Annotated in this window: 22 protein-coding genes and 1 pseudogene; 15 read left to right on the forward strand and 8 right to left on the reverse strand. The window is 68.2% G+C overall.

Annotation, left to right across the window (positions count from 1 at the left end; all coding sequences use genetic code 11):
• Position 1: 1 nt before the first annotated feature.
• A complete protein-coding gene (locus tag PV762_RS01260) occupies positions 2-553 on the forward strand; it encodes a 2'-5' RNA ligase family protein (RefSeq protein WP_421033210.1) in 552 nt (183 codons plus the stop codon).
• Between the two features lie 62 nt (positions 554-615).
• Here the strand turns inward: PV762_RS01260 and PV762_RS01265 are convergent, their stop codons facing one another.
• The gene (locus tag PV762_RS01265; RefSeq protein WP_421033211.1) at positions 616-1,758 is read right to left on the reverse strand and encodes a DUF72 domain-containing protein; all 1,143 of its coding nucleotides are present in this window, start codon (positions 1,756-1,758) and stop codon (positions 616-618) included.
• 49 nt (positions 1,759-1,807) lie between these two features.
• Here PV762_RS01265 and tadA point away from each other — a divergent pair.
• From tadA to PV762_RS01330, 13 genes and pseudogenes are all read left to right on the forward strand, one after another.
• A pseudogene (tadA, locus tag PV762_RS01270) lies at positions 1,808-2,341 on the forward strand (tRNA adenosine(34) deaminase TadA); the annotation flags it as partial.
• 182 nt (positions 2,342-2,523) lie between these two features.
• On the forward strand, positions 2,524-3,534 hold the full coding sequence (locus tag PV762_RS01275; protein ID WP_421033212.1) for an LD-carboxypeptidase: 1,011 nt from the start codon (positions 2,524-2,526) through the stop codon (positions 3,532-3,534).
• Between the two features lie 254 nt (positions 3,535-3,788).
• Positions 3,789-6,065, forward strand: a complete 2,277-nt coding sequence (locus PV762_RS01280) for an ABC transporter substrate-binding protein (RefSeq protein WP_421033406.1) — start codon at positions 3,789-3,791, stop codon at positions 6,063-6,065.
• Positions 6,065-7,048: an ABC transporter permease gene (locus PV762_RS01285; RefSeq protein WP_421033213.1), complete on the forward strand. Its 984-nt coding sequence runs from the start codon at positions 6,065-6,067 to the stop codon at positions 7,046-7,048. The genes PV762_RS01280 and PV762_RS01285 overlap by 1 nt, the downstream gene beginning before the upstream one ends.
• A gap of 45 nt (positions 7,049-7,093) precedes the next feature.
• Positions 7,094-8,536, forward strand: a complete 1,443-nt coding sequence (locus tag PV762_RS01290) for an ABC transporter permease (protein ID WP_421033214.1) — start codon at positions 7,094-7,096, stop codon at positions 8,534-8,536.
• Positions 8,537-8,549: 13 nt separating this feature from the next.
• On the forward strand, positions 8,550-10,475 hold the full coding sequence (locus PV762_RS01295) for an ABC transporter ATP-binding protein (protein WP_421033215.1): 1,926 nt from the start codon (positions 8,550-8,552) through the stop codon (positions 10,473-10,475).
• A gap of 580 nt (positions 10,476-11,055) precedes the next feature.
• The gene (locus PV762_RS01300) at positions 11,056-13,773 is read left to right on the forward strand and encodes a TonB-dependent receptor (protein WP_421033216.1); all 2,718 of its coding nucleotides are present in this window, start codon (positions 11,056-11,058) and stop codon (positions 13,771-13,773) included.
• Between the two features lie 111 nt (positions 13,774-13,884).
• Positions 13,885-14,607, forward strand: coding sequence for a 2OG-Fe(II) oxygenase (locus PV762_RS01305; protein ID WP_421033217.1), 723 nt, complete (start codon positions 13,885-13,887; stop codon positions 14,605-14,607).
• Between the two features lie 578 nt (positions 14,608-15,185).
• Entirely contained in the window at positions 15,186-15,824 is a 639-nt protein-coding gene (locus PV762_RS01310; protein WP_421033218.1) for a hypothetical protein, read from the forward strand.
• A 101-nt stretch (positions 15,825-15,925) separates the two neighbouring features.
• Complete coding sequence (locus PV762_RS01315; protein WP_421033219.1) at positions 15,926-16,777, forward strand: MotA/TolQ/ExbB proton channel family protein; 852 nt, start codon at positions 15,926-15,928, stop codon at positions 16,775-16,777.
• A gap of 28 nt (positions 16,778-16,805) precedes the next feature.
• The gene (locus PV762_RS01320; RefSeq protein ID WP_421033220.1) at positions 16,806-17,234 is read left to right on the forward strand and encodes an ExbD/TolR family protein; all 429 of its coding nucleotides are present in this window, start codon (positions 16,806-16,808) and stop codon (positions 17,232-17,234) included.
• Between the two features lie 12 nt (positions 17,235-17,246).
• Positions 17,247-17,678 (forward strand): ExbD/TolR family protein, encoded by a 432-nt coding sequence (locus PV762_RS01325; RefSeq protein ID WP_421033221.1) that lies wholly within the window; start codon positions 17,247-17,249, stop codon positions 17,676-17,678.
• 84 nt (positions 17,679-17,762) lie between these two features.
• Positions 17,763-19,013 (forward strand): hypothetical protein, encoded by a 1,251-nt coding sequence (locus tag PV762_RS01330; protein ID WP_421033222.1) that lies wholly within the window; start codon positions 17,763-17,765, stop codon positions 19,011-19,013.
• 88 nt (positions 19,014-19,101) lie between these two features.
• On the opposite strand, the gene PV762_RS01335 is transcribed toward PV762_RS01330, so the two are convergent.
• The 7 genes from PV762_RS01335 to PV762_RS01365 form a co-directional block, all read right to left on the reverse strand.
• Positions 19,102-19,860, reverse strand: a complete 759-nt coding sequence (locus PV762_RS01335) for a 3-hydroxyacyl-CoA dehydrogenase (protein WP_088405199.1) — start codon at positions 19,858-19,860, stop codon at positions 19,102-19,104.
• A gap of 104 nt (positions 19,861-19,964) precedes the next feature.
• The gene (gene adk, locus PV762_RS01340) at positions 19,965-20,618 is read right to left on the reverse strand and encodes an adenylate kinase (RefSeq protein ID WP_421033223.1); all 654 of its coding nucleotides are present in this window, start codon (positions 20,616-20,618) and stop codon (positions 19,965-19,967) included.
• Positions 20,619-20,764: 146 nt separating this feature from the next.
• Entirely contained in the window at positions 20,765-21,523 is a 759-nt protein-coding gene (kdsB, locus tag PV762_RS01345) for a 3-deoxy-manno-octulosonate cytidylyltransferase (RefSeq protein ID WP_421033224.1), read from the reverse strand.
• The gene (locus PV762_RS01350; RefSeq protein ID WP_421033225.1) at positions 21,520-21,723 is read right to left on the reverse strand and encodes a Trm112 family protein; all 204 of its coding nucleotides are present in this window, start codon (positions 21,721-21,723) and stop codon (positions 21,520-21,522) included. Before PV762_RS01350 ends, kdsB begins: the two co-directional genes overlap by 4 nt.
• A complete protein-coding gene (gene lpxK / locus PV762_RS01355; RefSeq protein WP_421033226.1) occupies positions 21,704-22,762 on the reverse strand; it encodes a tetraacyldisaccharide 4'-kinase in 1,059 nt (352 codons plus the stop codon). The genes PV762_RS01350 and lpxK overlap by 20 nt, the downstream gene beginning before the upstream one ends.
• 61 nt (positions 22,763-22,823) lie before the next feature.
• A complete protein-coding gene (locus PV762_RS01360) occupies positions 22,824-23,237 on the reverse strand; it encodes an ExbD/TolR family protein (protein ID WP_421033227.1) in 414 nt (137 codons plus the stop codon).
• A complete protein-coding gene (locus PV762_RS01365; protein ID WP_421033228.1) occupies positions 23,234-23,917 on the reverse strand; it encodes a MotA/TolQ/ExbB proton channel family protein in 684 nt (227 codons plus the stop codon). The genes PV762_RS01360 and PV762_RS01365 overlap by 4 nt, the downstream gene beginning before the upstream one ends.
• Positions 23,918-24,245: 328 nt before the next feature.
• Between PV762_RS01365 and xseA the strand changes: the two genes are divergently transcribed.
• A complete protein-coding gene (gene xseA, locus PV762_RS01370; protein WP_421033229.1) occupies positions 24,246-25,610 on the forward strand; it encodes an exodeoxyribonuclease VII large subunit in 1,365 nt (454 codons plus the stop codon).
• The last annotated feature ends 25 nt before the right edge of the window (positions 25,611-25,635 follow it).

The raw sequence follows: 25,635 nt of genomic DNA on the forward strand, positions 1-25,635 counted from the left end.
CTTGACCGGCCACGCGCTCTTCTTCTGCCTGCGGCCCGATGCGGCCACGGCGCAAAGGCTGGGCGCGGTCTCCGATGAACTCGTGCACAGGCTCGGCCTGCGCACGAAGGCGTCGCGGGTGGAGCGCCTCCATGTGACGCTGCATCACCTCGGCTGGTACGACGATCAGAACGAGCAGGCCGATGTGATGGCGGAAGTGAGGCAGTTCGCCGAAACCGCCGCCGCAGCGCTGCGGCACGCACCGGTGCGCGTGGACTTCGATCAGCTCCTGAGCTTCACTCGCAAGCGGAAGAACCTGCCGCTGGTGCTGAGCGGCGGCACGTGCCTCGACCCCGTGCGGGCGCTGCGTGCGGCGCTCGGAGAGCGACTGCAGGCGAGCGGGCTGCGGGTCGATCCGCACTTCACCCCGCATCTGACGCTCTTCTACGACGACCTCGCCGTCGAGCCGCAGCCTTTCATCGTTCCGGGATGGACGGCGACGGACCTCGTGCTGATGGACAGCCTGCAGGGACTGTCCACGCACGTCGAACTGGCGCGCTGGCCGCTCGCCTGAACGCGCCAGGCCCTGGTCGCAGTCGCCGTCGCAGTCGTACCGGCAGTTCCGCGTCGTCGCGTTCAGACCTCGCCAGGGGCGACGATTTCCCGCGCCAGCGCGCGCAGCGTCAGCGGCGCCGAGCCCTCCGCATGGTTGGAGATCGTGACGTACGCGGGATGGCCGGCCTCGGCGGTCGCGCGGATCACCTTCGCGAGCACCGCGCGGGTCTCGGGATCGGGGTCCATCATCTCGGCGTACTCGCCGTATTTCTTCTCTGCGTCCTCGTAGCCGAACGGCCCGTGGATGCGGTTCAGGTTCCAGCGGCACACCAACGGCCCCGGCCACATTGCGCGCAGGAGCGGCAGCTGTTCCTGGATGGACGGCAGCTTCGGATGCAGACTCAGGCAGTAGCGCGCGCCGCAATCCTTCAGCACCGCGACGAAGTCCGGCGTCAGCCATTCGGGATCGCGGACCTCCACGGCCACGACCGCTTCCGGCGCCACGTCGCGCAGCGAGGGCAGGGCGGCCAGCATCGCGTGCAGGCGGTCGAGCTGCTCCGGCATGCGGTCCAGCATCGCCAGCGGCAGCGGGCTCAGTTGGAACACCAGCGCGCCGATGCGCCCGCTCAGGCCTTCCATCGCCGGCACCAGGAACTCCTGGACCGCCAGCCGCGGATCGAGGAACGCCGTGTTGGCCTGCCGACCGCGACCGTCCTCGGTGCGCACCTGCGCATCGGTGATCACGCTCGGCGCCTTCACCGTGAAGCGGAAGTCCTCCGGCACCTGCTGCGCGTAGCGCTCGTACTGGCTGGCCGTCAGCGCCTGGTAGAAGCCGCGATCGATGCTCACCGCGCGGTGCAGCGGCTGTTGCGCGTAGGCGGTCAGACCGTTGCGCGACAGGTTGGACCCGCCGTGCCGGCCTTCCCAGACGATGCCTTGCCAGCCTGGGTAGCTCCATGACGAGGTCCCCAGCCGGATCCTCGACGACAACGCGGCCGCGAGCGCAAGCTGGTCTTCGTCCGGCGGCTGCGGCTGGATGCCGGTGCGACGGCGTTTCGGAGCGGCAGCGCCCTCGGGCTGGCTGCCATCATCCTCGCCGCCTTCGCTGTCGTCGTCACCATCGACGTCGTCGCGCGCGGTTGTCCGCTGCGCCGGCGCAGCGGGCGCCGGCGGCAGCAGCTCGCCGAAGAGATCGTCCTGCCGACCGGGGAACTCCTGTTGCATGGGCCGGCAGCATAGCGGGGCGCGGCTACACTGCCGCGCGAGTGCCGCCATGACCACCGAGTCCCCCCAGATCCTCCCCGCCGCCCCTGCCGACCCCGCGGATGAATACGCGATGCGGCTCGCCCTCGACCAGGCGCAGAACGCCTGGCTCGTCGGCGAGGTGCCGGTGGGCGCTGTCATCATGCGCGGCGGCCAGGTGATCGCGACCGGCTATAACCGCCCGATCACGACCCACGATCCGACCGCCCACGCCGAGATCGTCGCGCTGCGTCACGCCGCGCAGCTCCTCGGCAACTACCGGCTGCCGGAATGCGAGCTCTACGTGACGCTCGAACCCTGCGCGATGTGCGCGATGGCGATGATGCATGCGCGGCTCAAGCGCGTCGTCTTCGCCGCGCCGGATCCGAAGACCGGCGTCGCCGGCTCGGTGCTGGACCTGTTCGGTCAGAAGCAGCTCAACCACCACACCGCGCTGCACGGCGGCGTGCTGGCGGACGCGTCGTCGCGGCTGCTGCGCGAGTTCTTCGCCGAGCGGCGCGAGGCCGCGCGCCAGTTGCGCGACGCGCGCCGCAGCGCCGCTGGCGCCGGCACCTCGGTCGGCGCAGCGGGCGAGGGCCTCGACGTCGAAGCCGTCGACACGCTGAGCGCGCTGCCCGAAGTCCAGGAGTTCCCCGAGATCCCCGTGGGCGACGCGCAGTACCTTTCCATGAATTCCGATCCCTCGCAGGACAACATGCAGGACAACATGCAGGACGACACGCAGCGATGAGCTCCCTGACCCTCTACACCCCGTCCGGCGTCCTGGCGCAATCGCAACCGCTCAAGCGCGCGGCGAAACGGCTGACGGCGCTCGGCTTCGAGGTCGAGATCGACGAGGCGGCGCTCGCGAAGCACCAGCGCTTCGCCGGCGACGACGACACCCGCCTGGCCGCGCTGCACCGCGTGGCCGAGGCCGCGCCGTCGGTGGCGCTGGCCACGCGCGGCGGCTACGGCCTGACGCGGCTGCTGGACCGCATCGACTGGCCGGCCATCGCCCGCAGCGTCGAGCGCGGCACGCGCTGGGTCGGCCTGAGCGACGTGACCGCGCTGCAGCTGGGGCTGCTCGCGCACACGAAGCAGACGAGCTGGGCCGGTCCGATCGCCTGCGACGACTTCGGCCGCGCCGACACCGACGGCGGCGTCGACGAGATCACCCGCGACTGCTTCCTCGAAGCGATGGACGGCTCGCTCGAAGCCATCGGCTTCCGCACCGAGACCGGCCTGGACGGCGTCGAAGCCCGCGGCACGCTGTGGGGCGGCAACCTGACGGTGCTGTGCTCGATGCTGGGCACGCCGCACTTCCCGCGCATCAAGGGCGGCATCCTGTTCCTCGAGGACGGCAACGAGCACCCGTACCGCGTCGAACGCATGTTGCTGCAGCTCTGGCAGGCGGGCGTGCTGGACGCGCAGAAGGCGGTGCTGCTGGGCAGCTTCAGCGGCTGGAAGAAGTCGCCGCTGGACCGCGGCTATTCGATGAAGACCTGCGTCGAGGCGCTGCGCGAGCGCGTCAAGGTGCCGCTCCTCACGGGCCTGCCGTTCGGGCACGTGCCGACCAAGGTGTGCCTGCCGGTCGGTGCGAAGGCCGAGATGATGGTCGAGGGCCGCGACGTCATCGTCGCCTGGGGCCATGTGGGCCACGGTCACGACCACCATGATCACCACGGGCACGATCAGGGACACGACCACGACCATGACCACCATGGTCATGACCACGGCCACGGCAAGCACGGTCACTGATCGACCGTTCGAACTGCCGACGTTGTCGACCTGTCGACAAGCTGTCGCGCTGACCGACGACACAGGCGCTCCGCGAACCGGGCCGCTATGATCCGCCCCGGCGTCGGCCGGCCTCCACGAGAGGCGCGGCCTTGGCAACAATCTGGCAATGCCGCATCCACAGGATGCGGCGTTTGCGTTTTGGAAGGATGACGATGTCGTCGGGGCTGTGGAACGTGTCGCTGCACGCGGCTGGAGGCGGGCGCGGGACGGGGATGGCCCGGGTGGCGCCAGTGGCCAGGATCGCGGGCCTGCTCGCCGCGGCGCTGTCCGCCGCCGCGCTGCTGGCCGGCTGCAACAACAGCCCGTATCCGGCCGGCGCGGCCAAGGACAACACGCTCTACCTGTCGTTCGACGAGCGCTCGCCGCGCTACCTGGATCCGACCGCGTCGTACACCGCGCCGGAGTCCGTCTACACCTACCAGATCACCGAGCCGCTCTACGGGTACCACTACCTGAAGCGGCCCTACGAGCTGATCCCGCGCGCCGCGGCCGCCGTCGTCAAGCCGTACTACCTCGACGCGCAGGGCCAGCGTCTGCCCGACGACGCGCCCGCCGACAAGATCGCGCAGAGCGTCTACGACGTGCCCATCCGCGCCGGCGTCCGCTACGCGCCCAGTCCCGCGTTCGCGAAAGACGAGCAGGGCCACTACCGCTATCACCACCTGACGGCCAAGGACCTGGGCGACAAGCGCTCGCCGTGGCAGTTCGAGCACCAGGGCACGCGCGAGGTCGTCGCCGACGACTTCGTCTTCGCGCTCAAGCGCCACGCGACCACGCGCATCGAGGCGCCGATCTACGGCCTGTTCTCCGAGCACGTCCTCGGCCTGAAGGCCTACGGTGCGCTGATCCGCGAGGAGAACGCCAAGCTGCTGAAGGGCCTGCCGGAGAACGCGCCGGACAAGCCCTTCCTGGACTTCCGCAAGTGGCCGCTGGCCGGCGCCGAGGCGGTGAACGACCACCTGCTGCGCGTGCGCATCATGGGCAAGTACCCGCAGTGGTCGTACTGGATGTCGACGACCTTCCTGTCGCCGATCCCGTGGGAGGCCGATCTCTTCTATTCGCAGCCCGGCATGGCCGAGCACGGCCTGTCCTGGAACCAGTGGCCTGTCGGCACCGGGCCGTACATGATGACGGAGTACCAGCAGGACCGGCGCCACGTGATGTCGCGCAACCCGAACTACCGTCAGGACCTCTATCCCTGCGAGGGCATGCCCGACGACGGCCCGGCCGGCCGCCTGGCCGACTGCGGCAAGCCGATGCCCTTCATCGACAAGATCGTCGCGACGCTGATCAAGGAGCGGGTGCCGCGCAAGGAGATGTTCAAGCAGGGCTACCTCGACCTGCCGGACCTGGAGCGCGCCGACTGGGGCGTGGAGTTCTTCGCCGACGCGAGCGACTCCGCCGAGACCGACGCCTTCTTCAAGCAGCGGGGCTTCTCGTTCCCGCGCTCGACCGATCCCAACAATTGGTACCTCGGCTTCAACATGCTGGATCCGGTGATCGGCAAGGGGAAGACGCCGGAGGACGAGGCCCGCCATCGCAAGCTGCGCCAGGCGCTGTCGATCGCGATCGACTGGGAAGAGGGCTACGGCCGCATCTTCAAGAACCGCGGCGGCGTGGCGGCCTACGGCCCCGTGCCGCCGGGCGTGTTCGGCTCGCGCGAGGCGCAGCCGGGGTTCTTCAATCCGGTGACGCACAAGCTCGTCGACGGCAAGGTCCAGCGCCGCTCCATCGAGGACGCGAAGCAGCTGCTCGCCGAAGCCGGTTATCCCGACGGCCGCGACGCGAAGAGCGGCCAGCCGCTGGTGCTGAACTACGACTTCATGCGCACCGTGACGCCCGAGGTGAAGGCCGAGAACGATTGGCTGGTGAAGCAGTTCGCCAAGCTCGGCGTGCAGCTGGACGTGCGCGCCACCGACTACAACCAGTTCCAGGAGAAGCTGCGCCAGGGCAAGCACCAGGTGTTCTGGTGGGGCTGGCTCGCGGACTACCCGGACGCCGAGAACTTCCTGTTCCTGCTCTACGGGCCCAACAGCAAGTCGCTCCATGAGGGCGAGAACTCGGCGAATTACGAGAGCCTCGAATTCGACCGGCTGTTCAAGCAGGCGCAGGTGCTGGACGACGGTCCCGAGAAGCAGCAGGTCATCGACCGCATGGTGCAGATCACGCAGCAGGACGCGCCCTGGGCCTTCGGCTACTGGGCCTGGACGGGGCAGGCGTACCAGCGCTGGGTGCACAACATCAAGCCCAGCATCGTGATCCGCGACGGGGTGCGCTACTACCGCATCGATCCGAAGGAACGCGCGCAGCTGCAAGGTCAGTGGAACCGGCCGGTCTGGTGGCCGCTGCTGGTGCTGGTCATCGGCGGCGGCGCGATCGTCTGGATGACGCGCCGCAGCTTCCAGAAACGCGAGACCGCCACCGCTCGCGGCACGTCCGCGCCGAGCGCCGCTCCCACTGCCACGAGCGCCCCGCGGGGAGCCGACTGATGTTCAAGTACCTCACCCGCCGGCTGGCTTACGGCCTGGCCATCCTGGTCGGCGTCAACCTGCTGACCTTCTTCCTGTTCTTCACCGTCAACACGCCGGACGACATGGCCCGGCTGAACATCGGCGGCAAGCGCGTGTCGCAGGAACAGATCGACAAGTGGAAGGCTGAGCGCGGCTACGACAAGCCGCTCTACTGGGACGCGTCGCGCAGCGGCAGCGAGCAGGTCACCCACACGGTGTTCTGGGAACGCTCGGTGTCGCTGATGCTGCTGGACTTCGGACGCTCCGACGCGCGCCAGGCCGTCGACATCGGCCATGAGATCAAGACCCGCATGGGGGTGAGCCTGCAGCTCGCGGTGCCCATCTTTGTGCTGCAGCTGATCGTGAGCGTCGCCTTCGCGGTGCTGCTGACCTTCTTCCGGAATTCGCGCATCGACTTCTGGGGCGTGGTGATCTGCGTGCTGATGCTGTCGATCTCCAGCCTGTTCTACATCATCGTGGGACAGTTCTTCTTCTCGCGCATCCTGCGGCTGGTGCCGATCAACGGCTACGAGCCGGGCCTGGACGCGATCAAGTTCCTGGCGCTGCCGATCGCGCTGTCGCTGCTGTCGCGCCTGGGCGGCGAGGCGCGGCTGTACCGCGCGATGCTGCTCGAGGAAGTCGGCAAGGACTACGTGCGCACCGCCCGCGCCAAGGGGCTGTCGGAGCCGGTCGTGCTGATGCGCCACGTGCTGCGCAACGCGCTGATCCCCATCATCACCAGCGCCGGCGCCTACCTGCCGTACGTGTTCCTGGGCAGCCTGGTGTTCGAGAGCTTCTTCGGCATCCCCGGCCTGGGCGCCTTCGTCATCGAGGCGATCACCGGACAGGACTTCGCCATCGTGCGCACCATGGTGTTCCTGGGCGCGCTGCTCTACATCGCCAGCAACGCGCTGATCGACCTGGTCTACACCTGGGTCGATCCGCGGGTGCGGCTGACCTGACGCGCGGCGCGCATCAGGGATTCGAGACAGGACACGAGAGCCGACATGGGATTCAAGGTCGTTTTCCTCTGGACCGACGTGGCGCTGTGGGCGATGTTCGCGGCGCTGGTCTTCTACGTCGTGCGGCTGATCCGCCGCCCGCACCTGCGCGCCAACTGGCAGCGCGTGCTGCGCGATCCCGCCGCGCTGAGCGCGGGCGTGGTGCTGGTGCTGTTCCTCGGCGTGACGGCGCTGGACAGCCTGCACTTCCGCCGCGCGCTGGCCGACAGCCCCGCCGGCCAGCAGTTCTACGAGACCCGCACCGAGTCCGTGCTGGACCTGGTGCTGGCGCGCCAGATCGAGATGCGCGAGACGAGCTATTCGGCACCGCTCGCGTACCAGGGCTTCACGCTGGACAGCGTCGCGCACGGCGAGGCGGTGGTGCGCGAGTTCCCGCGCCTGGCCTTCGGCGGCGCGCATCTGCAGGACCCGGAGCGCGACTGGCACGGCGACCTGGCGCGACGCGCGCTGACGGGGCTGGCGCTGGGCGCCGTCGCGTCGGCGCTGATGGCGCTGCTGATGGCGGCGATCCTCGCGCCGCATCACGGCGGCTTCCGCCAGGGGCTGAAGGACCTGCTCGGCGACCGCACGCACTATCCGTGGCGCGCGGCGCTCGCGACGCTGTCGGTGATCGCGCTGCTGGCCGGCCCGGTGATCGCGCTGATGGGCCACTACCACGTGTTCGGCACCGACCAGACCGGCAACGACGTGCTCTACCAGGCGCTCAAGAGCATCCGCACCGCCTTCGTCATCGGCGCGCTGTCGACGCTGGCGACGCTGCCGTTCGCGCTGGTGCTGGGCATCCTGGCCGGCTACCTCAAGGGCTGGGTCGACGAGGTCATCCAGTACTTCTACACGGTGCTGACCTCGGTGCCCAACGTGCTGCTGATCGCGGCCTGCGTGCTGATGGTGCAGGTGTTCCTGGACAAGCATCCGGAGGCCTTCGAGACCGGCGCCGAACGCGCCGATCTGAAGATCTTCCTGCTGTGCGTGATCCTGGGCGTGACCGGCTGGGCGACGTTGTGCCGGCTGGTGCGCGGCGAGACGCTCAAGCTGCGCGAGGCCGACTTCGTCCAGGCCGCGACCGCCTTCGGCGTGCGCGACACGACGATCATGGTCCGCCACATCGTGCCCAACGTGATGCATCTGGTGCTGATCTCGCTGGTGCTCAATTTCTCGGACCTGATCCTGTACGAAGCGGTGCTGACCTACGTCGGCGTGGGCGTCGATCCGGGCATGAACAGCTTCGGCGGGATGATCAACCTGGCGCGCTCGGAGATGAGCCGCGACCCGGTGGTGTGGTGGAGCTTCGTGGCGGCCTTCGGTTTCATGGTGAGCCTGGTGCTGGCGGCGAACCTGTTCGCGGACGGGGTGCGCGACGCCTTCGATCCGCGCGCGCGCAAGCTGCGGCCGATGGTGCTGTCGCTGAAGAAGAACAAGGCTTCGTGAGGGACGCCGCGACATGTTGAAGATCGACGACCTCCACGTCCACCTGGACGCCGACGCCGGCCTGGTGCGCGCCATCGACGGGATGCGCCTGACGCTGGCGCAGGGACAGACTTTTGCGCTGGTCGGTGAATCCGGCTGCGGCAAGAGCATGACGGCGCTGGCGCTGATGCGGCTGCTGCCCGACAACGGGCGCATCGCCGGCGGCCGGCTGGACCTCGACGGCCAGGACCTGTTCGACCTGAGCGAGGCCCGCATGCGCGACGTGCGCGGCGGGCGCATCGGGATGATCTTCCAGGAGCCGGGCACCAGCCTGAATCCGGTGATGAAGGTGGGCGCGCAGATCGTCGAGGCGATCGAGGCGCACACGCCGCTGCGCGGCGAGGCGGCGCGGAAGAAGGCCATCGACTGGCTGCGCCGCGTCGGCATCCCGGAGCCGGAGCGCCGCATCGACGAGTACCCGTTCCGGCTCTCCGGCGGCCAGAAGCAGCGGATCATGATCGCGATGACGCTGGCGGCGGAGCCCGACTTCCTGATCGCGGACGAGCCGACCACCGCGCTGGACGTCACCATCCAGGCGCAGATCCTGGACCTGCTCAAGGACCTGCAACGCGAGCGCGGCCTGGGACTGCTGCTGATCACGCACGACCTGGGCGTCGTGTCGGGCATGGCGCACCAGGTCGCCCTGATGTACGCGGGGCAGATCGTGGAGGTGGCGAGCGCCGCCGAGTTCTTCGCCGCGCCGAAACACCCGTATGCGCGGCTGCTGCTGCAGGCGCTGCCCGACGCGCAACGCCGAGGCGAGCCGCTTGCGGCAATCCCAGGCACCGTGCCACCGCTGTGGCAGACCTTCGAGGGCTGCCGCTTCGCGCCGCGCTGCGATCGGGCGATGGGCCATTGCGGGTCGACACGACCGGCGCTGGCCACGGTGGCGGGCGGGGCGGTCGCGCATGAGGTGCGGTGTCTGCTCTACACGGATCCCAGGGAACCGGTGGCGGCTTCCGAGAGCGCCGGAGGCGCCGGTGCCCCTCTCCGCTCAATCGCCTCCTCATGCTCGGCATTCGCTCCGAGGGGCACCGGCACCTCCGGCGCAGGGCAGTCGCCCACGCTGTTCCTCGAAGTCAGGGGCCTGCACGTCCGGTATCCGATGGCGCGCGGCTTCTTCGGCGGCACGAAGCGATGGTTCGATGCAGTGGGCGGCGTGTCGTTCTCGATCGAGGCCGGCCGTACGCTGGCCCTGGTCGGCGAATCCGGCTGCGGGAAGACGACTTCCGGCAAGGCCATCGTCCAGCTGCTGCGACGCGTCGCGGTCATCGAGGGTCAGGCCTTGCTGCATCCGCCGGCAGGGCAGGGCGGGGCGCCGACCGACCTCTTCCACCTCGACGGCGTGGCCCTGCGAGAGGCCCGACGCCAGGTGCAGATCATCTTCCAGGACCCGTTCGCCTCGCTGAATCCGCGGCTGCGGGTGCAGGAGGTGCTGGAGGAAGGCCTGCTCGCGCTGCGCCCGGAACTCGACGGGCCAGCGCGTCTGGCGCTGCTGCACGACCTGCTCGATCAGGTCGGCCTGCGACGCGACGCGCTGTCGCGCTTCCCGCACGAGTTCTCCGGCGGCCAGCGCCAGCGCATCGCGATCGCCCGCGCGCTCGCCGTGGAGCCTCGCCTGATCGTCTGCGATGAACCGACCTCGGCGCTCGACGTGTCGGTCCAAGCGCAGATCCTGAACCTGCTGCGCGAGCTCCAGCGCAGCCGGGGACTGTCCTTCCTGTTCATCACCCACAACATCGGCGTCGTGGAATACATCGCCGACGAGGTGGCGGTGATGCAGGCCGGCCGCATCGTCGAGTCCGGCACCTGCGATGCCGTCCTCGGCAGCCCGAAGCAGGACTACACCCGCACGCTGCTCGCGGCGGTTCCCCGCGTCGAGCGGGGAAGCTTGGCCTGATCAGGCCGGCCATTCCGCCAACGGGTCGACCCCGGGGGCCTCCCCACCCCACCTTTTGTACCTGCGCGAGGGCCGCTTTTGCGGCCCTTTCCCATGGCGAAATCCGCGGCGCCGCTCGCGTCGTCGCCATCCGCCTGGCTCACGCACTGTTCCGGTGCTGAACGCGGTTTCGCCGAGGTACGTTTCCGCGTACGCCGTGCATTGGCCCACTGAAGTTGGTGGAGGCTTGCACGGATTTCGTGCGTTGGGGCGAATGAAGATCAATGTCAACCGTGCGGTGCGCACAAATGGTGCAATTTGTGGCGTTTTGCAACGGTCAAGGCCATCGTTCGGGCGCTGAGCGCGCGTCGCGCCGCCGCAACGTGTGTCGCAATGCGCACTTTGGTGTTTACCCGCGTTTTCATGCCAGAAACAGGCTAGTCACGCTTTGCATAGGGAGATTACGGGGGATTCCTTTTCCAAGGCGACAAGAAACTGGCCCCGCCCTGACCCGGGAACACCGCTCGGAGGGCGATGGCCGAACCCCGGCCGCCCGTGTTCCCGGGAACAAGTCACAAGTGTTTCTGGATAAGGAGTCCTCATGTTCAAACGAAAGAGCATCAACGCCGCTGCGCTGCTTGCGCTCGGCGCGATTGCGCTCCCTGCCGTCGCGCAGCAGGCGCTCGACCGCGTGGAAATCACCGGCACGTCGATCAAGCGGATCGACGCCGAGACCGCGCTGCCGGTGAGCGTTATCTCCAAGGACAACATCGACAAGACCGGCGCGTCCAACGTGCAGGAACTGATCGACCGCCTGAGCTACAACAACGGCGGCGGCATCGCGCTGGGCCAGTCGATCGGCGACTCGTCGGCGACCGGCCAGACCGGCGCCTCGCTGCGCGGCCTGGGTCGCGCGCGTACCCTGATCCTGCTGAACGGCCGTCGCATGCCGACCTACCCGTTCTCGGGTCAGGGCGTGGACTTGAACTCGATCCCGCTGGCCGCGATCGAACGCATCGAAGTGCTGCGTGACGGCGCCTCGGCGACCTACGGTTCCGACGCCATCGGCGGCGTGATCAACTTCATCACCCGCAAGGACTGGCAGGGCGGCGAACTGAGCGTCGGCCTGGAAACGCCGCACAAGGTCGGCGACGTGTTCTCGTTCTCCGCCGGCGCTGGCGTGGGCGACCTGAGCAAGCAGCGCTTCAACCTGATGGGGACGGTCAACTACCAGAAGTACGACCCGATCCGCGCCATGGACCGCGGCTACGCGTCCACCGGCAACCGGCCCGACCTGGGCATCGTGAAGGACTCGGGCAACACCTTCCCGGCGAACTCGTTCACCTCGGACGGCGTGTACATCCCCGGCGCCTCGAACTACCCGAACTGCGCCCGCCCGGACAGCTTCTCCAAGCCCGGCAGCTCGGTCTGCCGCTACGACTACACCCACTACATCGACCTGGTGCCGGAGCAAGAACGCTACGGCGCGCTGGCCAAGGGCACCTTCGCGGTCGACAACGACAACACGCTGTTCGCCGAAGTCTCCTACAGCCGCAACGAGATCACGCTAGGCTCGTCGCAGACGCCCTCGACCACCACCGGCAAGCCGGACTACTTCTATCCCGCCGGTGGCAAGTGGTACCCGACGGCCGCGGTGGACGCGGTCGCGCCGGGTTATCGCGGCGACCTGTTCATCAACTGGCGCATGGTCGACGGCGGTCAGCGCCGTGACAAGGTCACCAGCCAGACCACCCGCACCGTCGTCGGCGCCGAGGGCACGGTGTTCGGCCTCGACTACAAGGCCGCCTTCGTCTATGCCGAGGGCAAGGCCAAGGACGACTTCGTCAGCGGCATCTACTCCGACGCGGCCCTGGTGAAGGCGCTGGCCACCGGCCTGATCAACCCCTGGGGCCCGAACGACGCCGCCGGTCTGGCCGCGCTGAAGAGCGCCGAACTGTCGGGCAACAACCGCAGCTCCAAGACCAGCAACACCGGCTTCGACTTCACGCTGTCGCGCGAGCTGTTCAACGTCGGCGCCGGGAATGCCGGCATCGCGTTCGGCGGCGAGTTCCGCAAGGAGAAGTACAGCGACGGCTACTCCGACATCGCCGGCTCCGGCGACATCGTGGGCGGCTCGGGCAACGCCGGCAAGGTTCAAGGCGAACGCGACATCAGCGGCCTCTTCGCGGAAATGAACTTCCCGATCCTGAAGACGCTGGAACTGAACGCCGCCGTCCGCCATGACCGCTACAGCGGCACCAAGGGCGAATCGCGCGACGGCTCGTTCTCGTCGCCCAATCTGTCGTCGACCAGCCCGAAGGTCTCGCTGCGCTTCAACCCGATGAGCGGCCTGCTGTTCCGCGCCTCGGCGGGCAAGGGCTTCCGCGCCCCGGCGCTGGACAACATGTACGCACCGTCCGCCGGCACCAACACCGGCGGCAACTGGGACGATCCGTTCTACAAGACGATCAACACCGGCGTCGACCCCAAGGACGGCGTCACCAAGGACGGTTGCACGCTCAAGTTCAACGCCAACTACTGCAACACGCAGCTGACGGCGACGAACAACAGCAACCCGGAACTGAAGCCCGAGAAGTCCAAGACCTTCACCCTGGGTCTGGTGTTCGAGATGATCAAGGACACGACCTTCGGCGTGGACTACTTCGACATCCGCATCACCAACGGCATCCGCGCGCTGACCGGCGACGACATCCTCAAGGACTGGTACAAGAACCAGACGGGCCCGACGACCAGCTCGTCGGCCTACTCCGACCGCCTGATCCGCGATCCGGTGACCGGCTACCTGGTGACCGTGAACGCGTCGCAGGAGAACGTCGGCAAGTCGCACGTGGCCGGCTTCGACCTGAGCGCCCGCACCCGCATCCGCACCGAGTGGGGCAACTTCATCCCGGGCTGGGAAGGCACGATCCTGACCAAGGCTGAGGAAACCAACGTCGTGACCGGCGACATCATCGACAAGCTCGGCAAGTACGACGTGGGTGGCCCGGTGATCCGCTTCAAGCAGACCTTGACGCTGGACTGGGACAAGGGGCCGTGGGGCGTTGGCGTCCGCTACTATCGCCAGAACGGCTACGAGGACTACGAAGCCGCCGGCAAGGTCAAGGCCTATGGCCTGACCGACCTGCAGGCCCAGTACCGCGGCGTCAAGAACATGACCTTCACGGTCGGTCTGCGCAACCTGTTCGACACCAAGCCGCCGGTCACCGTCCAGGAAGACTACTTCCAGGTCGGCTTCGACCCGACCTACGCCGATGTGAAGGGTCGCACCTTCTACCTGCGCGGCGCCTACAAGTTCTGATCGGCTGACGCGATCCGGACCGGCGGGCCCTTCGGGGCCCGCTTTTCATTGTTCATTGATCACCCCGACTTCGCGCCACTGCGATCCACTGCGACCCCACCGCGACCTGCCATGGACTACATCAACCCGACGCTCGACTTCGACGACCTCGGCCGCACGCTGCGGACGCAGGGGCGGGTGCAGATCCGCAACTTCTTCTCCCCGCAGGTGGTCGAAGCCCTCGAACGCGCGCTGCAGGCCATCGACTGGGAACTCGTCTACCGCGACGCGAAGGGCGACCGTCGCCTGACCGGGGAGCAACTGCGCGGGCTGACGCCGCCGCAGCGCATGGACCTGACCGAAGGCATCCACGCGGTGGCGCGGGAGGGCTTCCAGTTCTCGTTCTTCTCCGACTCGCTGGTGCACGCCGTGCACCAGGGACGCTCCGACCTGCTCGCCCGTTTCATGCGCTGGATGGCCGGCGACGAGTTCCTCTCGCCCATGCGCGACATGAGCGGTGACCCTCAAATCAATGGCGTCTACGCGCAGGCGACCATGTACTCGCGCGGTAACTTCCTGACCACCCACGACGACCATGTGGACCGCGAGGACCGCCGGATCGCCTACGTGATCAACCTCACGCGGCGCTGGCGTCCGGATTGGGGCGGGATGCTCCACTTCACCGGCGACGACGGATCGGTACTGGACACCTTTTATCCGCACTTCAATTCACTGTCGCTGTTCACCGTTCCCCAGCGACATTTCGTCTCCTACGTGCCGCCTTTCGCCATGGGCGAGCGCACCGCGATCACCGGATGGCTGATTGCCGCCCCGAAAACAGGGCAGGGGACCTGAGCTGGCACGAGGATTGCCTCGTACGAACTGCAGTTCGTCTGGTAACGGCTTCGCGGGTTAGCCCCTAGGACTCCTGGGGAGGGGTCGAAGGGCATACCAGTAGAATACCAGGGACGACGCACGTGATCGTCGGACGGCGCCCAGGCTGTAACCGCTGGTGCCTCGTGCGATGGGCGATGCGCGCATGCTCGGGCAAACCCCATGGCTTGCGGCTTGTGCATGTCGTTTATGATCAAGGTCGTGAAAGGTAGTCGATTTCTGTAGTTTTATTACGGAATTCCGACCGTTCCTCGAGACGCCCGCGGCCACAAGCTGACGGGCATTTTTGTTGAGTCGGGTTCGTATCGTGCCCTGGGTTTTCGAGTCTTCGTGTGTCCCTCCTGCCTTCGGCGGGGCAGCGGTCCGTGACGCTTCGGCGATGTGGCACCGCTTGTCTCCGTCGCTCGCACAGCCGGCAAGACAGGCGCTGCTGACCCCAGGTTGCGGCGCGAACGCCTGATCCGACCAGACGCTGTGTTGAGTCGAACTCCCCTTGTAGATTCGATGAAAGAAATTCGCAGTTTGATGAAGGAGCGCGCATGAACTTTGCGCAGGATAAAGCCGGGTCCTCGCGGCTGACGGGCATCGGCATCGTCATCGCCATCCACGTGCTGATCGTCTGGGCACTGGCCAGCGGTCTGGCGACCAAGATCAAGGAGGCCGTCAAGGGCCCGATCGACGTCAAGGTCGTCGAGGAAAAGGTGAAGCCGCCTCCTCCTCCCGACAAGGTCGTGCCGCCCCCGCCGGACATCAAGGCCCCGCCGCCGCCGTTCGTGCCGCCGCCGGAGGTCGTCGTGACGGCTCCGCCGCCGGTGACGCAGGCGCCGGTGATGCAGTCGGCCGCCGTGCCGCCGCCGCAGGAGTTCCGTCCGGCCCCGCCGCCCGCCGCACCCGCACCGCCGGCCCCGCCGTCGGACAAGCCGCGTTCGGCGATCGGCAACTGCTCCAAGATGGCCAAGCCCGAGATGCCCGCCCTCAACTGGAGCGGCACCGCGAGCTACAAGGCGACCTTCACCGTCAAGGGCGGCAAGGTGGCCGACGTGACCTTCACCGCCTTGCGCGGCGCCAACGACCGCAAGGCCGAACGCGCGCTCAAGAACGCCATCCAGGCGGCGCTGACGGAATACCAGTGCACGGACGCGATCCTCGAACAGGAATTCGTGTTCAACATGGAATGATCCGCGGGACTGTCCCACCCGCGATCGATCGAACACGGGGCGCCTGACGCGCCCCGACCTCTCAACCTGAGTTCAAGACTTTTCTCGTAGGAGCACCCTCCATGATCTCTCGTCTGTCTGCCTTGTTTGCGGCCGTCGCGTGCGCCGCGACCCTGGCCGTCTCCCCGCTGGCCGCCCAAGCGCAGGACCAGGCTGCCTCGGCCGCCGCCTCCGCCGCTGACACCGCTCCCGCTCCTGCCGACATCGCCCCCGCCGCCGTGTCCGAACCGGCCGCCGCCAAGCCGGTCGACAACCCGTACAGCCTGGGCAACATCGTCGCCCACGGCAACGTGGTCGACCAGGCCGTGCTGGCCATCCTGGCCATCATGTCCATGGGCTCGTGGTACATCCTGTTCACGAAGCTGTGGGACACCTCCAAGATCGCCCGCGAAGCCAAGGACGTCCGCGCGTCCTTCTTCAAGAAGGCGTCGCTGCAGGAAGGCCTGAAGAGCCTGAGCGAAACCGGTGCCTTCCGCTTCATCGCCCAGACCGGCGTGGAAGCCTCGGAGCACCATGAAGGCGCCCTGACCGAGAACATCGACCACAACACGTGGGTCACGATGAACATCGACCGCGCCGTGAGCGAAGTCAACATGCGCCTGCAAGGCGGCCTGGGCTTCCTGGCCACCGTCGGCTCGACCAGCCCCTTCATCGGCCTGTTCGGTACCGTGTGGGGCATCCTGCAGGCGCTGACCCAGATCGGCGTCGCCGGTCAGGCTTCGATCGACAAGGTCGCCGGCCCCGTGGGCGCCGCGCTGATCATGACCGCCATCGGTCTGGCCGTCGCCGTTCCGGCCGTGCTGGGCTACAACTGGCTGGTCAACCGCAACAAGTCGGTGATGGGCCAGGTCCGTGCCTTCGCTGCTGACCTGCACGGCGTCCTGATGGGCAGCCGCAAGGTCGCAGGCCGCTAATCCGCACCGCAGTTTCCGGAGACGCAATATGGGGATGAACGTAGGTTCGTCCGGTGGCGACGACGAAGTGGTCTCGACCATCAACACCACGCCCCTCGTGGACGTGATGCTGGTGCTCCTGATCATCTTCCTGATCACCGTGCCGGTGGTGACGCAGTCGGTGGGGGTGACCCTGCCGAAGGAGACGAACGTCGTCCGCGTCACGAAGCCGGAGAACATCGAAATCGCGGTGACCAAGGATGGCGACATCTATTGGGGCGTGCAGCCTGTTTCCGACATGGAGACGCTGGTGGCGCGCCTGAAGAAGGTGGCGGTTCTGAATCCTCAGCCGGAAGTTCACATCCGCGGCGACGACAAGTCCCGCTATGAGAACGTGGGCAAGGTCATGGTGGCGTGCCAGCGCGCTGGCATCATGTCCATCAAGTTCGTCACCGAGCCGCCGGCTCGTGGTGGCTGAAGGAGCTGAAACATGGGTATGAACGTTGGAAGCTCCAGCGGCAGTGACGAGCCGGAAACGATGCTCGACGTCAACACGACGCCGCTGATCGACGTGATGCTGGTGCTGCTGGTGATGCTGATCATCACCATCCCGATCCAGCTGCACTCGGTCAACCTGGACATGCCGCCGCCGAACAACAATCCGCCGCCCAACGAGCCGGTCGTCCACGAAGTGGCGATCGACTTCGACGGCACGGTGTTCTGGGACGGTGCCGCGGTGCCGAACCACGCGGCGCTGGAGTCCAAGATGTCCGAGATCGCCGCGATGCCGGACCAGCCTGAGGTGCACATCAAGCCGAACAAGCTGGCCGAGTACGGTTACGTTGCCAATGTGATGGCATCGGCGCAGCGCCTGGGCGTCAAGAAAATGGCGATGGTCGGGAACGAACAGTTCCTGAACTGAGCCGGATGACCGCCTGATCGGGGTCTGAACAGAACGCGCCTGCCCGAAAGGGCGGCGCGTTTTTCTTCTTTGGAGAGCAAGCGAATGAAACTCAAACTGCTGGCAACCGCCGCTGTCGGCGCCGCTGCGCTGGTGCTGGGCTCCACGCCCGAAGGCAGCCTGAGCGTCCTGTCCCAAGCCGCCGCGCAGGTGCGCCCGGCCGCGGGCAAGCCCCTGTCGGAAGCCTCGTCCCTGCTGAAGGCGGGCAAGGCGCAGGAAGCCATGGGCAAGATCCGCGAAGCCGAGGCCGTGCCCGGCCGCAACGCGGACGAGAACGCGACGCTGGAAGGCCTGCGCCTGTCCGCCGCCTCGCGCCTGGGCGATGCCGACGGCATGGTCAAGGCCTATGACGCGCTGACGGCCGCCGGCAAGCTGCCGGCCGCCAACAAGCTGCCGACGATGGAAGCCATCGCCGGCACCTATCTGCGCGCGGGCAACGGCGCCAAGGCGCTGGAGTGGGTCAACAAGTACAACGCCGCCGGCGGCAACAGCCCGGCGATGAAGCAGGTCCAGGCCGCGGCCCAGCTGCGCTCGGGCGACGTCACCACCATCCTCAAGGACACGCTGGCCGACATCTCCGCCGAGGAGAAGGCCGGTCGCACGCCGTCGCAGGACAAGCTGAACACGGCGCTGTGGGCGGCCAACAAGAAGGGCGACGGCGCGACGGAGTCGGTGCTGATCCAGAAGCTGCTGAACTACTACCCGACCAAGCAGCTGTGGGCGCAGTCGCTGGGCACGCTGCAGGCCAAGAAGGGCTTCGCCGCGGGTCGTTACCAGGTCGACGTGCTGCGTCTGCGCCTGGCCACCGACAACATGAACGGTGCCAACGACTACATGGAACTGGCCCAGCTCGCCGGTGCCGCCGGCTATCCGGAAGAAGGCAAGAAGGCGCTGGACAAGGGCTTCGCCGCCGGCGTCCTGAAGCCGACCGACGACAACGCCCGTCCGAGGCGCCTGGCCGATCTGCTGGACAAGCGCATCGCCGAAGCCAAGGCCGGTGCGGCCGAGGCCGAGAAGGCTGCCCGCGGCGCCCGTGAAGGCGACGAGCTGGTGAAGGTCGGTTTCGCGCAGGTGCAGCGCGGCCAGGCCGCCGCCGGCATCAAGCTGATGGAAGAAGGCATCGCCAAGGGCAACCTGAAGCGTCCGGACGACGCCAAGCTCTACCTGGGCCTGGCGCAGTTCCTGGGCGGCGACAAGGCCAAGGCGCAAGCCACGTGGCGCACCGTCAAGGGCACCGACGGTTCGGCCGATCTGGCCGGCCTGTGGACCGTGTACTCGCGCAGCGCGAAGCCCTGATCGCCCTGATCGCGATCGACGCGATCGACGCGATCAACGACAAGGCCTCCCGGTTCACGCCGGGAGGCCTTTTTCATGGCTTGAGGACTTACTTCGGCGCCATGCGGATGGCGCCGTCCAGGCGGATCACCTCGCCGTTCAGCATGTCGTTGGTGACAATCTGGTGGACCAGCTTGGCGTAATCCTCCGGGCGACCCAGGCGCGAGGGGAAGGGCACGCTGGCGGCCAGCGCGTCCTGCACCTCCTGCGGCATGCCGAACAGCATCGGGGTGCCGAAGATGCCGGGAGCGATCGTCATGTTGCGGATGCCGTTGCGCGCCAGGTCGCGCGCGATCGGCAGCGTCATGCCGACGACGCCGCCCTTGGAGGCCGCATACGCCGCCTGGCCCATCTGGCCGTCATAGGCCGCTACGGAGGCCGTCGAGATCAGCACGCCGCGCTCGCCGGTGGCTTCCGGCTCGTTCTTGCTCATCGCTTCGGCGGCCAGGCGGATCATGTTGAAGCTGCCGACCAGGTTGACGGTGATCACCTTCGAGAAAGTCGCCAGCGCATGCGCGCCGTCCTTGCCGACGGTCTTGGCGGCCGGCGCGATGCCGGCGCAGTTCACCAGGCCCATCAGCTTGCCCAGCGAGACCGCCTTGGCGACGGCAGCCTGCGCATCGGCTTCCTGGCTGACGTCGCACTTCACGAAGGCGCCGTTCAGCTCCTTGGCGAGTGCCTCGCCACGCTCCACCTGCAGGTCGGCGATGACGACGGTCGCGCCTTCGCGCGCCAGCATGCGGGCCGTGCCTTCGCCGAGGCCCGAAGCGCCGCCGGTGACGATGAAGACCTTGTTCGCGATGTCCATGGAATGTCTCCTTCCGAGTTGTTGGTTGCCGTTGACGTAAACGTCAATTGTCGACGAAAAAATGGCGGCCACCCGGGCCGCCATCATCACGAATGAGGGTGGGTTCAGCTCAGCGCGGCGAGGGCGCGGCCCGTGATCTCGTCGACCGTGCCGATGCCTTCGATGCGGCGGTACTGGGGCGCCTGCGCGTCGCCGCTGGCGGCCCAGCTGGAGTAGTAGTCGACCAGCGGACGCGTCTGCGCCTGATAAACCTCGAGGCGCTTCTTGACAGTCTCTTCCTTGTCGTCGTCGCGCAGGATCAGGTCCTCGCCGGTGACGTCGTCCTTGCCCTCGACCTTGGGCGGATTGAACTTGACGTGGTACGTGCGGCCCGAGCCCGTGTGCACGCGACGACCGCTCATGCGTTCGACGATGGCGCTGTCAGGCACGTCGATCTCGAGCACGAAGTCCAGCTTCACGCCGGCGGCCTTCATCGCGTCGGCCTGCGGGATGGTGCGAGGGAAGCCGTCGAACAGGAAACCCTTGGCGCAATCCGGCTGCGCGATGCGTTCCTTGACCAGGTTGATGATCAGTTCGTCGCTGACCAGGCCGCCCGCGTCCATCACCTTCTTGGCGGCGATGCCGAGTTCGGTGCCGGCCTTGACGGCGGCACGCAGCATGTCTCCGGTGGAGATCTGCGGAATGCCGAACTTGTTGCAGATGAAAGAGGCCTGAGTGCCTTTGCCAGCGCCGGGGGCGCCCAGAAGAATCAGTCGCATGGGTCTCCTCGATATAGGGAGAGGGCGCGTCGCACGGGTCGACGCGCCCTCGAAAACTGCGGGCAGAATATCACGCGCCGGCCTACGGCCCGCTGACGCGGCAGCCGAATGAACTGGGGTGTAACCCTGTCGGGCCGGGCCGCGATTCAGCTTGTCATCAGCCTTCTGACGCGTTCGAGGTCCTCGGGCGTGTCCACGCCGGGCCCGGGTCGCTCGGTGCTGACATGCACCGCGATGCGTTCGCCGTGCCACAGCACGCGCAGCTGTTCGAGCGCCTCGATCTGCTCCAGCGGGGACACCGCCAGCGTCGGGAAACGGCGCAGGAAACCCGCGCGGTAGGCATACAGCCCGACGTGACGCAGCACCGCCTCGGGCTTCACGCGGGCGCCTCCGCCGGGTGCGTCGCGCCACCAAGGGATGGGAGCGCGGGAGAAGTACAGCGCCAGGCCTTGTGCGTCGGTGACCAGCTTGACCACGTTCGGGTTCGCGAACTCGGCGTCGTCATCGATCGCGTGCGCCACGGTCGCCATCGCGCATTGCGGCTTCGCGGCCAGCAGGTCGGCGCAGGCGCGGATCATCTCCGGCGCGATCAGCGGCTCGTCGCCCTGGACGTTCACGACCAGCGCGTCGTCCGGCAGACCGAGCTGCTCCACGGCTTCCGCCAGACGATCGCTGCCGCTGGCGTGGTCGGCGCGCGTCATCAGCGCGCGGATGCCGTGGGCCTCGCAGGCGGCCTTCACCTCGACGGCATCGGTCGCGACGACGACCTGCGCCGCGCCCGCAAGCGCGGCGCGCCGCGCCACCTGCACGATCATCGGCGCGCCGGCGATGTCGGCCAGCGGCTTGTTGGGCAGGCGCGTCGATGCCAGCCGGGCCGGGATGACGATGTGGAAACCGGCGCTCACGCGGTGTCGCCTTCGCCTTCGGTCGAACGGGCCTCGTTGGCCAGCATGACCGGAATGCCGTCGCGGATCGGGAAGGCCAGGCGGTCGGCCGGGCACAGCAGTTCGCGGTCCGGCAGGCCGGAGTCCGGGGCGTTGCGGCGGTCGTCCAGCGGGCCCTTGCAGACGGGGCACACCAGCATCTCAATCAGTCGATGGTCCATGGGGGAGCAGCCGCCGCAGCTCGCGCTGCAGCGCCTCTTCAAAAGCGGGTTCGGGGCGGAAGTCTAGCGCCACCACCCAGATGCGGCAGCCTTGCAGCGCCTCCGGACGCAACTTGACCGCGTCCTTCTCGGTGATGACGACCTCGTCGGTGCGGGCCCACGGGAGCGGATCCAGCGTGGCGTGGTCGGGCAGCGCGAGGGCGCGGAAATTCAGGCCCTGCTCGCCGAGCATGTCGAAGAAGCGCTGCGGCCGAGCCAGGCCGGCAGCGGCCAGCAGGGGCTTGCCGCGAAGCGCGTGCAGGCGCTCCAGTCGGCCGGGTTCGCCGCGCCACCAGTCGGCCAGCGCGACGGCGCCGGCCAGTTGCCGGGTGCCGACGTAGCCGGGCAGGGCGGTGCTGGGCCGGCCGGTGCTGTAGAGCACCAGGGTGTCGGAGGAAGAGCCCGGCGGCGGCGGCAGCGCGCGCGCCTGGCGCAGCGGGCCGGCGGGCAGCAGCCGGCCGTTGCCGAGGCCGCGTTCATCGAACACGAGCACGCTGAGCTGCCGCGGTAGCCGCCAGTGCTGCAGGCCGTCGTCGGAGACCAGCACCTGGATGCCAGGATCGGCGGCGAGCAACGCGCGCGCCGCCGCGATGCGGTCGCGGCCGACGGCCACCGGCACGCCGGCGCGCAGCTTGATCAGCAGGGGTTCGTCGCCGACGTCCTCGGCGCGGTCGCCGTCGGCGATCACGCGGACCTGCGCGTCATCCGCGCGGCCGTAGCCGCGGGAGATCACGCCGGCGCGGATGTCCATGCGTCGCAGGGTGTCCAGCAGCGCGAGCGTCGTGGGCGTCTTGCCGGCGCCGCCGACGACCCAGTTGCCGACGACGATCACCGGCACGGGCAGCTTCCCCGCCTTCTTCAGGCCGAAGCGATACAGCGCCACGCGCAGTCGAAGCACCGCGCCGTGCAGCGCGGCCAGCGGCCGCAGCAGGTGGGCGAGGCGGTCGTCGTCGCGCCAGGCGCGTTGCAGCCGCTCTTCCAGGGGGGCGGACCGGCTCATTGGCGAACCCCTGGCCGGGCCTCTGGCCGGACCCGAGCCACCGCGGTGGGCTCGGCCCCGCTCATTGCGGCTTGTTGGCGGCGAAGGTCAGTCGCGTGAGGTTGGCGCGTCGCGCCGCGTCCATCGCGTTGACCACCGCCTGGTGCGGCGTGGCCGCGTCGGCGGAGATGATCACGACCGGCTCCTGCTTGCCCTGCGCCGACTGCTGCAGCGCGGCGGTCAGCAGGTCCACGCTGCGGCCCTCGACCGCGTTGCGGTCGATCGAGTAGCGCCCGTCCGCCGAGATCGCCACGATGATCTCCGCCGGCCGCGCCTTGAGCTGCTGGGCGTCGGCGGTCGGCAGCGTCAGCTGGAGTTCGGTGAACTTCGAGTACGTCGTCGACAGCATCAGGAAGATGAGCACGACCAGCAGCACGTCGATGAACGGGATCAGGTTGATCTCCGGTTCCTCGCCCTGGCGACGGCGGAACTTCATGCCTTGGCCTTCCCCGAGGCGGGGGTGGCGACCGGCGGCACGCCGGCCGGGGCGGCAGGCATGGCCCGGTTCACCAGGTGGGTCAGCAGCCGTTCGCTGGCCTGTTCCATGTCGACGACGTAGGACTCGATGCGACCGCGGAAGTAGCGGTAGAACATCAGCGACGGGATCGCGACGACCAGGCCGAACGCGGTGTTGTACAGCGCGATCGAGATGCCGTGCGCCAGCAGCGCCGGGTTGTTGCCGCCGGGGCCGGGGCTCTGGCTGCCGAAGATCTCGATCATGCCGACCACGGTGCCCAGCAGGCCCAACAGGGGGGCGGCCGCAGCGATCGTGCCCAGCGTGTTGAGGTAGCGCTCCATCTGGTGGATCGCGTGGCGGCCCGCCAGCTCGAAGGACTGGCGCAGACGAGGTTCACCGGCGCGCGGATCGGCCTGCGAGGTGCGCAGCCCGGCGGCCAGGACCTGACCCAGCAGCGAGTTCTCGGCGAGCTTGCCGACGACTTCGCCGCTCGGGATCTGGAGCTGGGTCACGCCCAGCACTTCCTCGATCAGGCTGGGCGGCGCGACGCGCGCGGCGCGCAGGCTGACGACGCGCTCGATGATCAGCGCGAGGGCGACGACGGAACACAGCAGCAAGGGCCAGATCGGCCAGCCGGCGGCTTGTATGATCGAAAACAAGGCTATCCCTCCGTACGGGCATCTCCGGCCCGGCGGCGCATTATGGCGCCCCGCAGGGCCCCCGCCGACCACGCCGGACCCTCATCACAAGCCCTTACAAACATCCACCGTTCCTGTGGATAACTTTGTGGGCAACTGGTCTTGGAACCGCGCCAGGGCCCGTGGCCAAACGGCAAGGATTAGCCTGCTCCAAAAAAAGGCAGGAAAAAGCTTTTGAAAAACAAGCGCTTATCGATCTGTGACGCGGGCATGACGGCCAATATGGCCCGCGGAGCCAGCATTGACGCGGCTGTGGAGTTCCGGACCCGCGCCAGCATTGGGTTTGCGCATGATTGACGGCGCCAAACCCGCATCGCCACGGATGGTCTGGGGGGTGGCGGCCCTGTTGACGGCCCTTTCCGACGCATTGCAGGCCAGATTCCCCGTCATCACGGTGCAGGGCGAGCTCTCGGGGTTCACGCGCGCGGCCAGCGGCCATTGCTACTTCAGCCTGAAGGACGCCGAGGGCCAGCCGGCGATGCTGCGCTGCGCGATGTTCCGGCGCGCCGCCTCCCTGATCGACTTCGCGCCCAGAGACGGCATGACGGTGGAGCTGCGCGGGCGGCTGGACCTGTACGGACCGCGCGGCGAACTCCAGTTCATCGTCGAGGCGATGCGCCGCTCGGGCGAGGGGGCGCTTTACGAACAGTTCTTGCGCCTGAAGGCGAAGCTGGAGTCGCTCGGCTATTTCGATGCGGATCGCAAGCGCCAGCCGCCGCCCTATGCGCGCCGGATCGGCGTGATCACCTCCACCGGCGCGGCGGCGCTGCAGGACGTGCTGACGGCCCTGCGCCGGAGGGCGCCCCACGCGCGGGTCTTCCTCTATCCGACGCTGGTCCAGGGGAACGAGGCGCCGCCGGCCATCGTGCGCGCGCTGGCCACGGCCAACGAGCGCGCCGACGCGGAGGTGCTGCTGCTCGTGCGCGGCGGCGGCTCGCTGGAGGACCTGTGGGCCTTCAACGACGAACGCGTCGTCCAGGCGGTGGCCGAATCGCCGCTGCCGGTGATCTGCGGCGTGGGGCATGAGACCGACATCACCCTGGCCGATCTCGCCGCCGACCTGCGCGCGCCGACGCCGACCGCGGCGGCGGAGCTGGCGACGGTCTCCCGCCAGCAGTGCCTCGAGACCCTGGAGGCGCTGGAGCGTCAGCTGGTGCGGCGGGTCGAGCAGCGCCTGGATACGTCCGCGCAGCGCCTCGACCGCCTCGCGTTGCGCCTCGCGAGACCGGGCGATGCGCTGGCGAGACAGCAGCGTCGACTGGACCTGCTGTCGCAGCGGCTCGGCCAGGTGGCGCCCAGGACGGTTTCTCTCGAATCGCAACGCCTGCGCCACCTGAAGCAGCGCCTGAACCAGACCGCCCCGCGTGCGGCGGCGATGGAAACCCAGCGCCTGAGACATCTGGCGCAGCGGCTGGACCGTGCGCTGCCGCAGCAGGCGCAGCGCGGCGCGCACCGGCTGGACGCGCTGGCGGCGCGCCTGCAGGCACTCGATCCGCGCCAGGTGCTGGCGCGAGGCTACGCCTGGCTGGACGACGGCCAGGGGCGGGCGCTGAGTTCGGTGGATCAGCTCCATGAGGGTCAGGACTTGCGCGCGGTGCTGGCCGACGGCGAAGCGGACCTGAAGGTCGGGCGCGTCGTTCGCCAGGACGTCTGAAGGCGGTCCGCGCCCTCTGTGGCGG

This window comes from Mitsuaria sp. CC2, assembly GCF_048957715.1.
Taxonomy (GTDB): domain Bacteria; phylum Pseudomonadota; class Gammaproteobacteria; order Burkholderiales; family Burkholderiaceae_C; genus Roseateles.

Bases quoted from the DNA above. Each gene is read 5' to 3' on its own strand.
- PV762_RS01305 (WP_421033217.1), top strand. From the start codon at position 13,885: ATGGACTACATCAACCCGACGCTCGACTTCGACGACCTCGGCCGCACG.
- PV762_RS01290 (WP_421033214.1), top strand. From the start codon at position 7,094: ATGGGATTCAAGGTCGTTTTCCTCTGGACCGACGTGGCGCTGTGGGCG.
- PV762_RS01295 (WP_421033215.1), top strand. From the start codon at position 8,550: ATGTTGAAGATCGACGACCTCCACGTCCACCTGGACGCCGACGCCGGC.
- PV762_RS01360 (WP_421033227.1), bottom strand. From the start codon at position 23,237: ATGAAGTTCCGCCGTCGCCAGGGCGAGGAACCGGAGATCAACCTGATC.
- PV762_RS01310 (WP_421033218.1), top strand. From the start codon at position 15,186: ATGAACTTTGCGCAGGATAAAGCCGGGTCCTCGCGGCTGACGGGCATC.
- PV762_RS01265 (WP_421033211.1), bottom strand. From the start codon at position 1,758: ATGCAACAGGAGTTCCCCGGTCGGCAGGACGATCTCTTCGGCGAGCTG.
- lpxK (WP_421033226.1), bottom strand. From the start codon at position 22,762: ATGAGCCGGTCCGCCCCCCTGGAAGAGCGGCTGCAACGCGCCTGGCGC.
- PV762_RS01300 (WP_421033216.1), top strand. From the start codon at position 11,056: ATGTTCAAACGAAAGAGCATCAACGCCGCTGCGCTGCTTGCGCTCGGC.
- xseA (WP_421033229.1), top strand. From the start codon at position 24,246: ATGATTGACGGCGCCAAACCCGCATCGCCACGGATGGTCTGGGGGGTG.
- PV762_RS01280 (WP_421033406.1), top strand. From the start codon at position 3,789: ATGGCCCGGGTGGCGCCAGTGGCCAGGATCGCGGGCCTGCTCGCCGCG.
- PV762_RS01330 (WP_421033222.1), top strand. From the start codon at position 17,763: ATGAAACTCAAACTGCTGGCAACCGCCGCTGTCGGCGCCGCTGCGCTG.
- PV762_RS01350 (WP_421033225.1), bottom strand. From the start codon at position 21,723: ATGGACCATCGACTGATTGAGATGCTGGTGTGCCCCGTCTGCAAGGGC.
- PV762_RS01335 (WP_088405199.1), bottom strand. From the start codon at position 19,860: ATGGACATCGCGAACAAGGTCTTCATCGTCACCGGCGGCGCTTCGGGC.
- PV762_RS01325 (WP_421033221.1), top strand. From the start codon at position 17,247: ATGGGTATGAACGTTGGAAGCTCCAGCGGCAGTGACGAGCCGGAAACG.
- PV762_RS01315 (WP_421033219.1), top strand. From the start codon at position 15,926: ATGATCTCTCGTCTGTCTGCCTTGTTTGCGGCCGTCGCGTGCGCCGCG.
- adk (WP_421033223.1), bottom strand. From the start codon at position 20,618: ATGCGACTGATTCTTCTGGGCGCCCCCGGCGCTGGCAAAGGCACTCAG.
- PV762_RS01285 (WP_421033213.1), top strand. From the start codon at position 6,065: ATGTTCAAGTACCTCACCCGCCGGCTGGCTTACGGCCTGGCCATCCTG.
- PV762_RS01275 (WP_421033212.1), top strand. From the start codon at position 2,524: ATGAGCTCCCTGACCCTCTACACCCCGTCCGGCGTCCTGGCGCAATCG.
- PV762_RS01320 (WP_421033220.1), top strand. From the start codon at position 16,806: ATGGGGATGAACGTAGGTTCGTCCGGTGGCGACGACGAAGTGGTCTCG.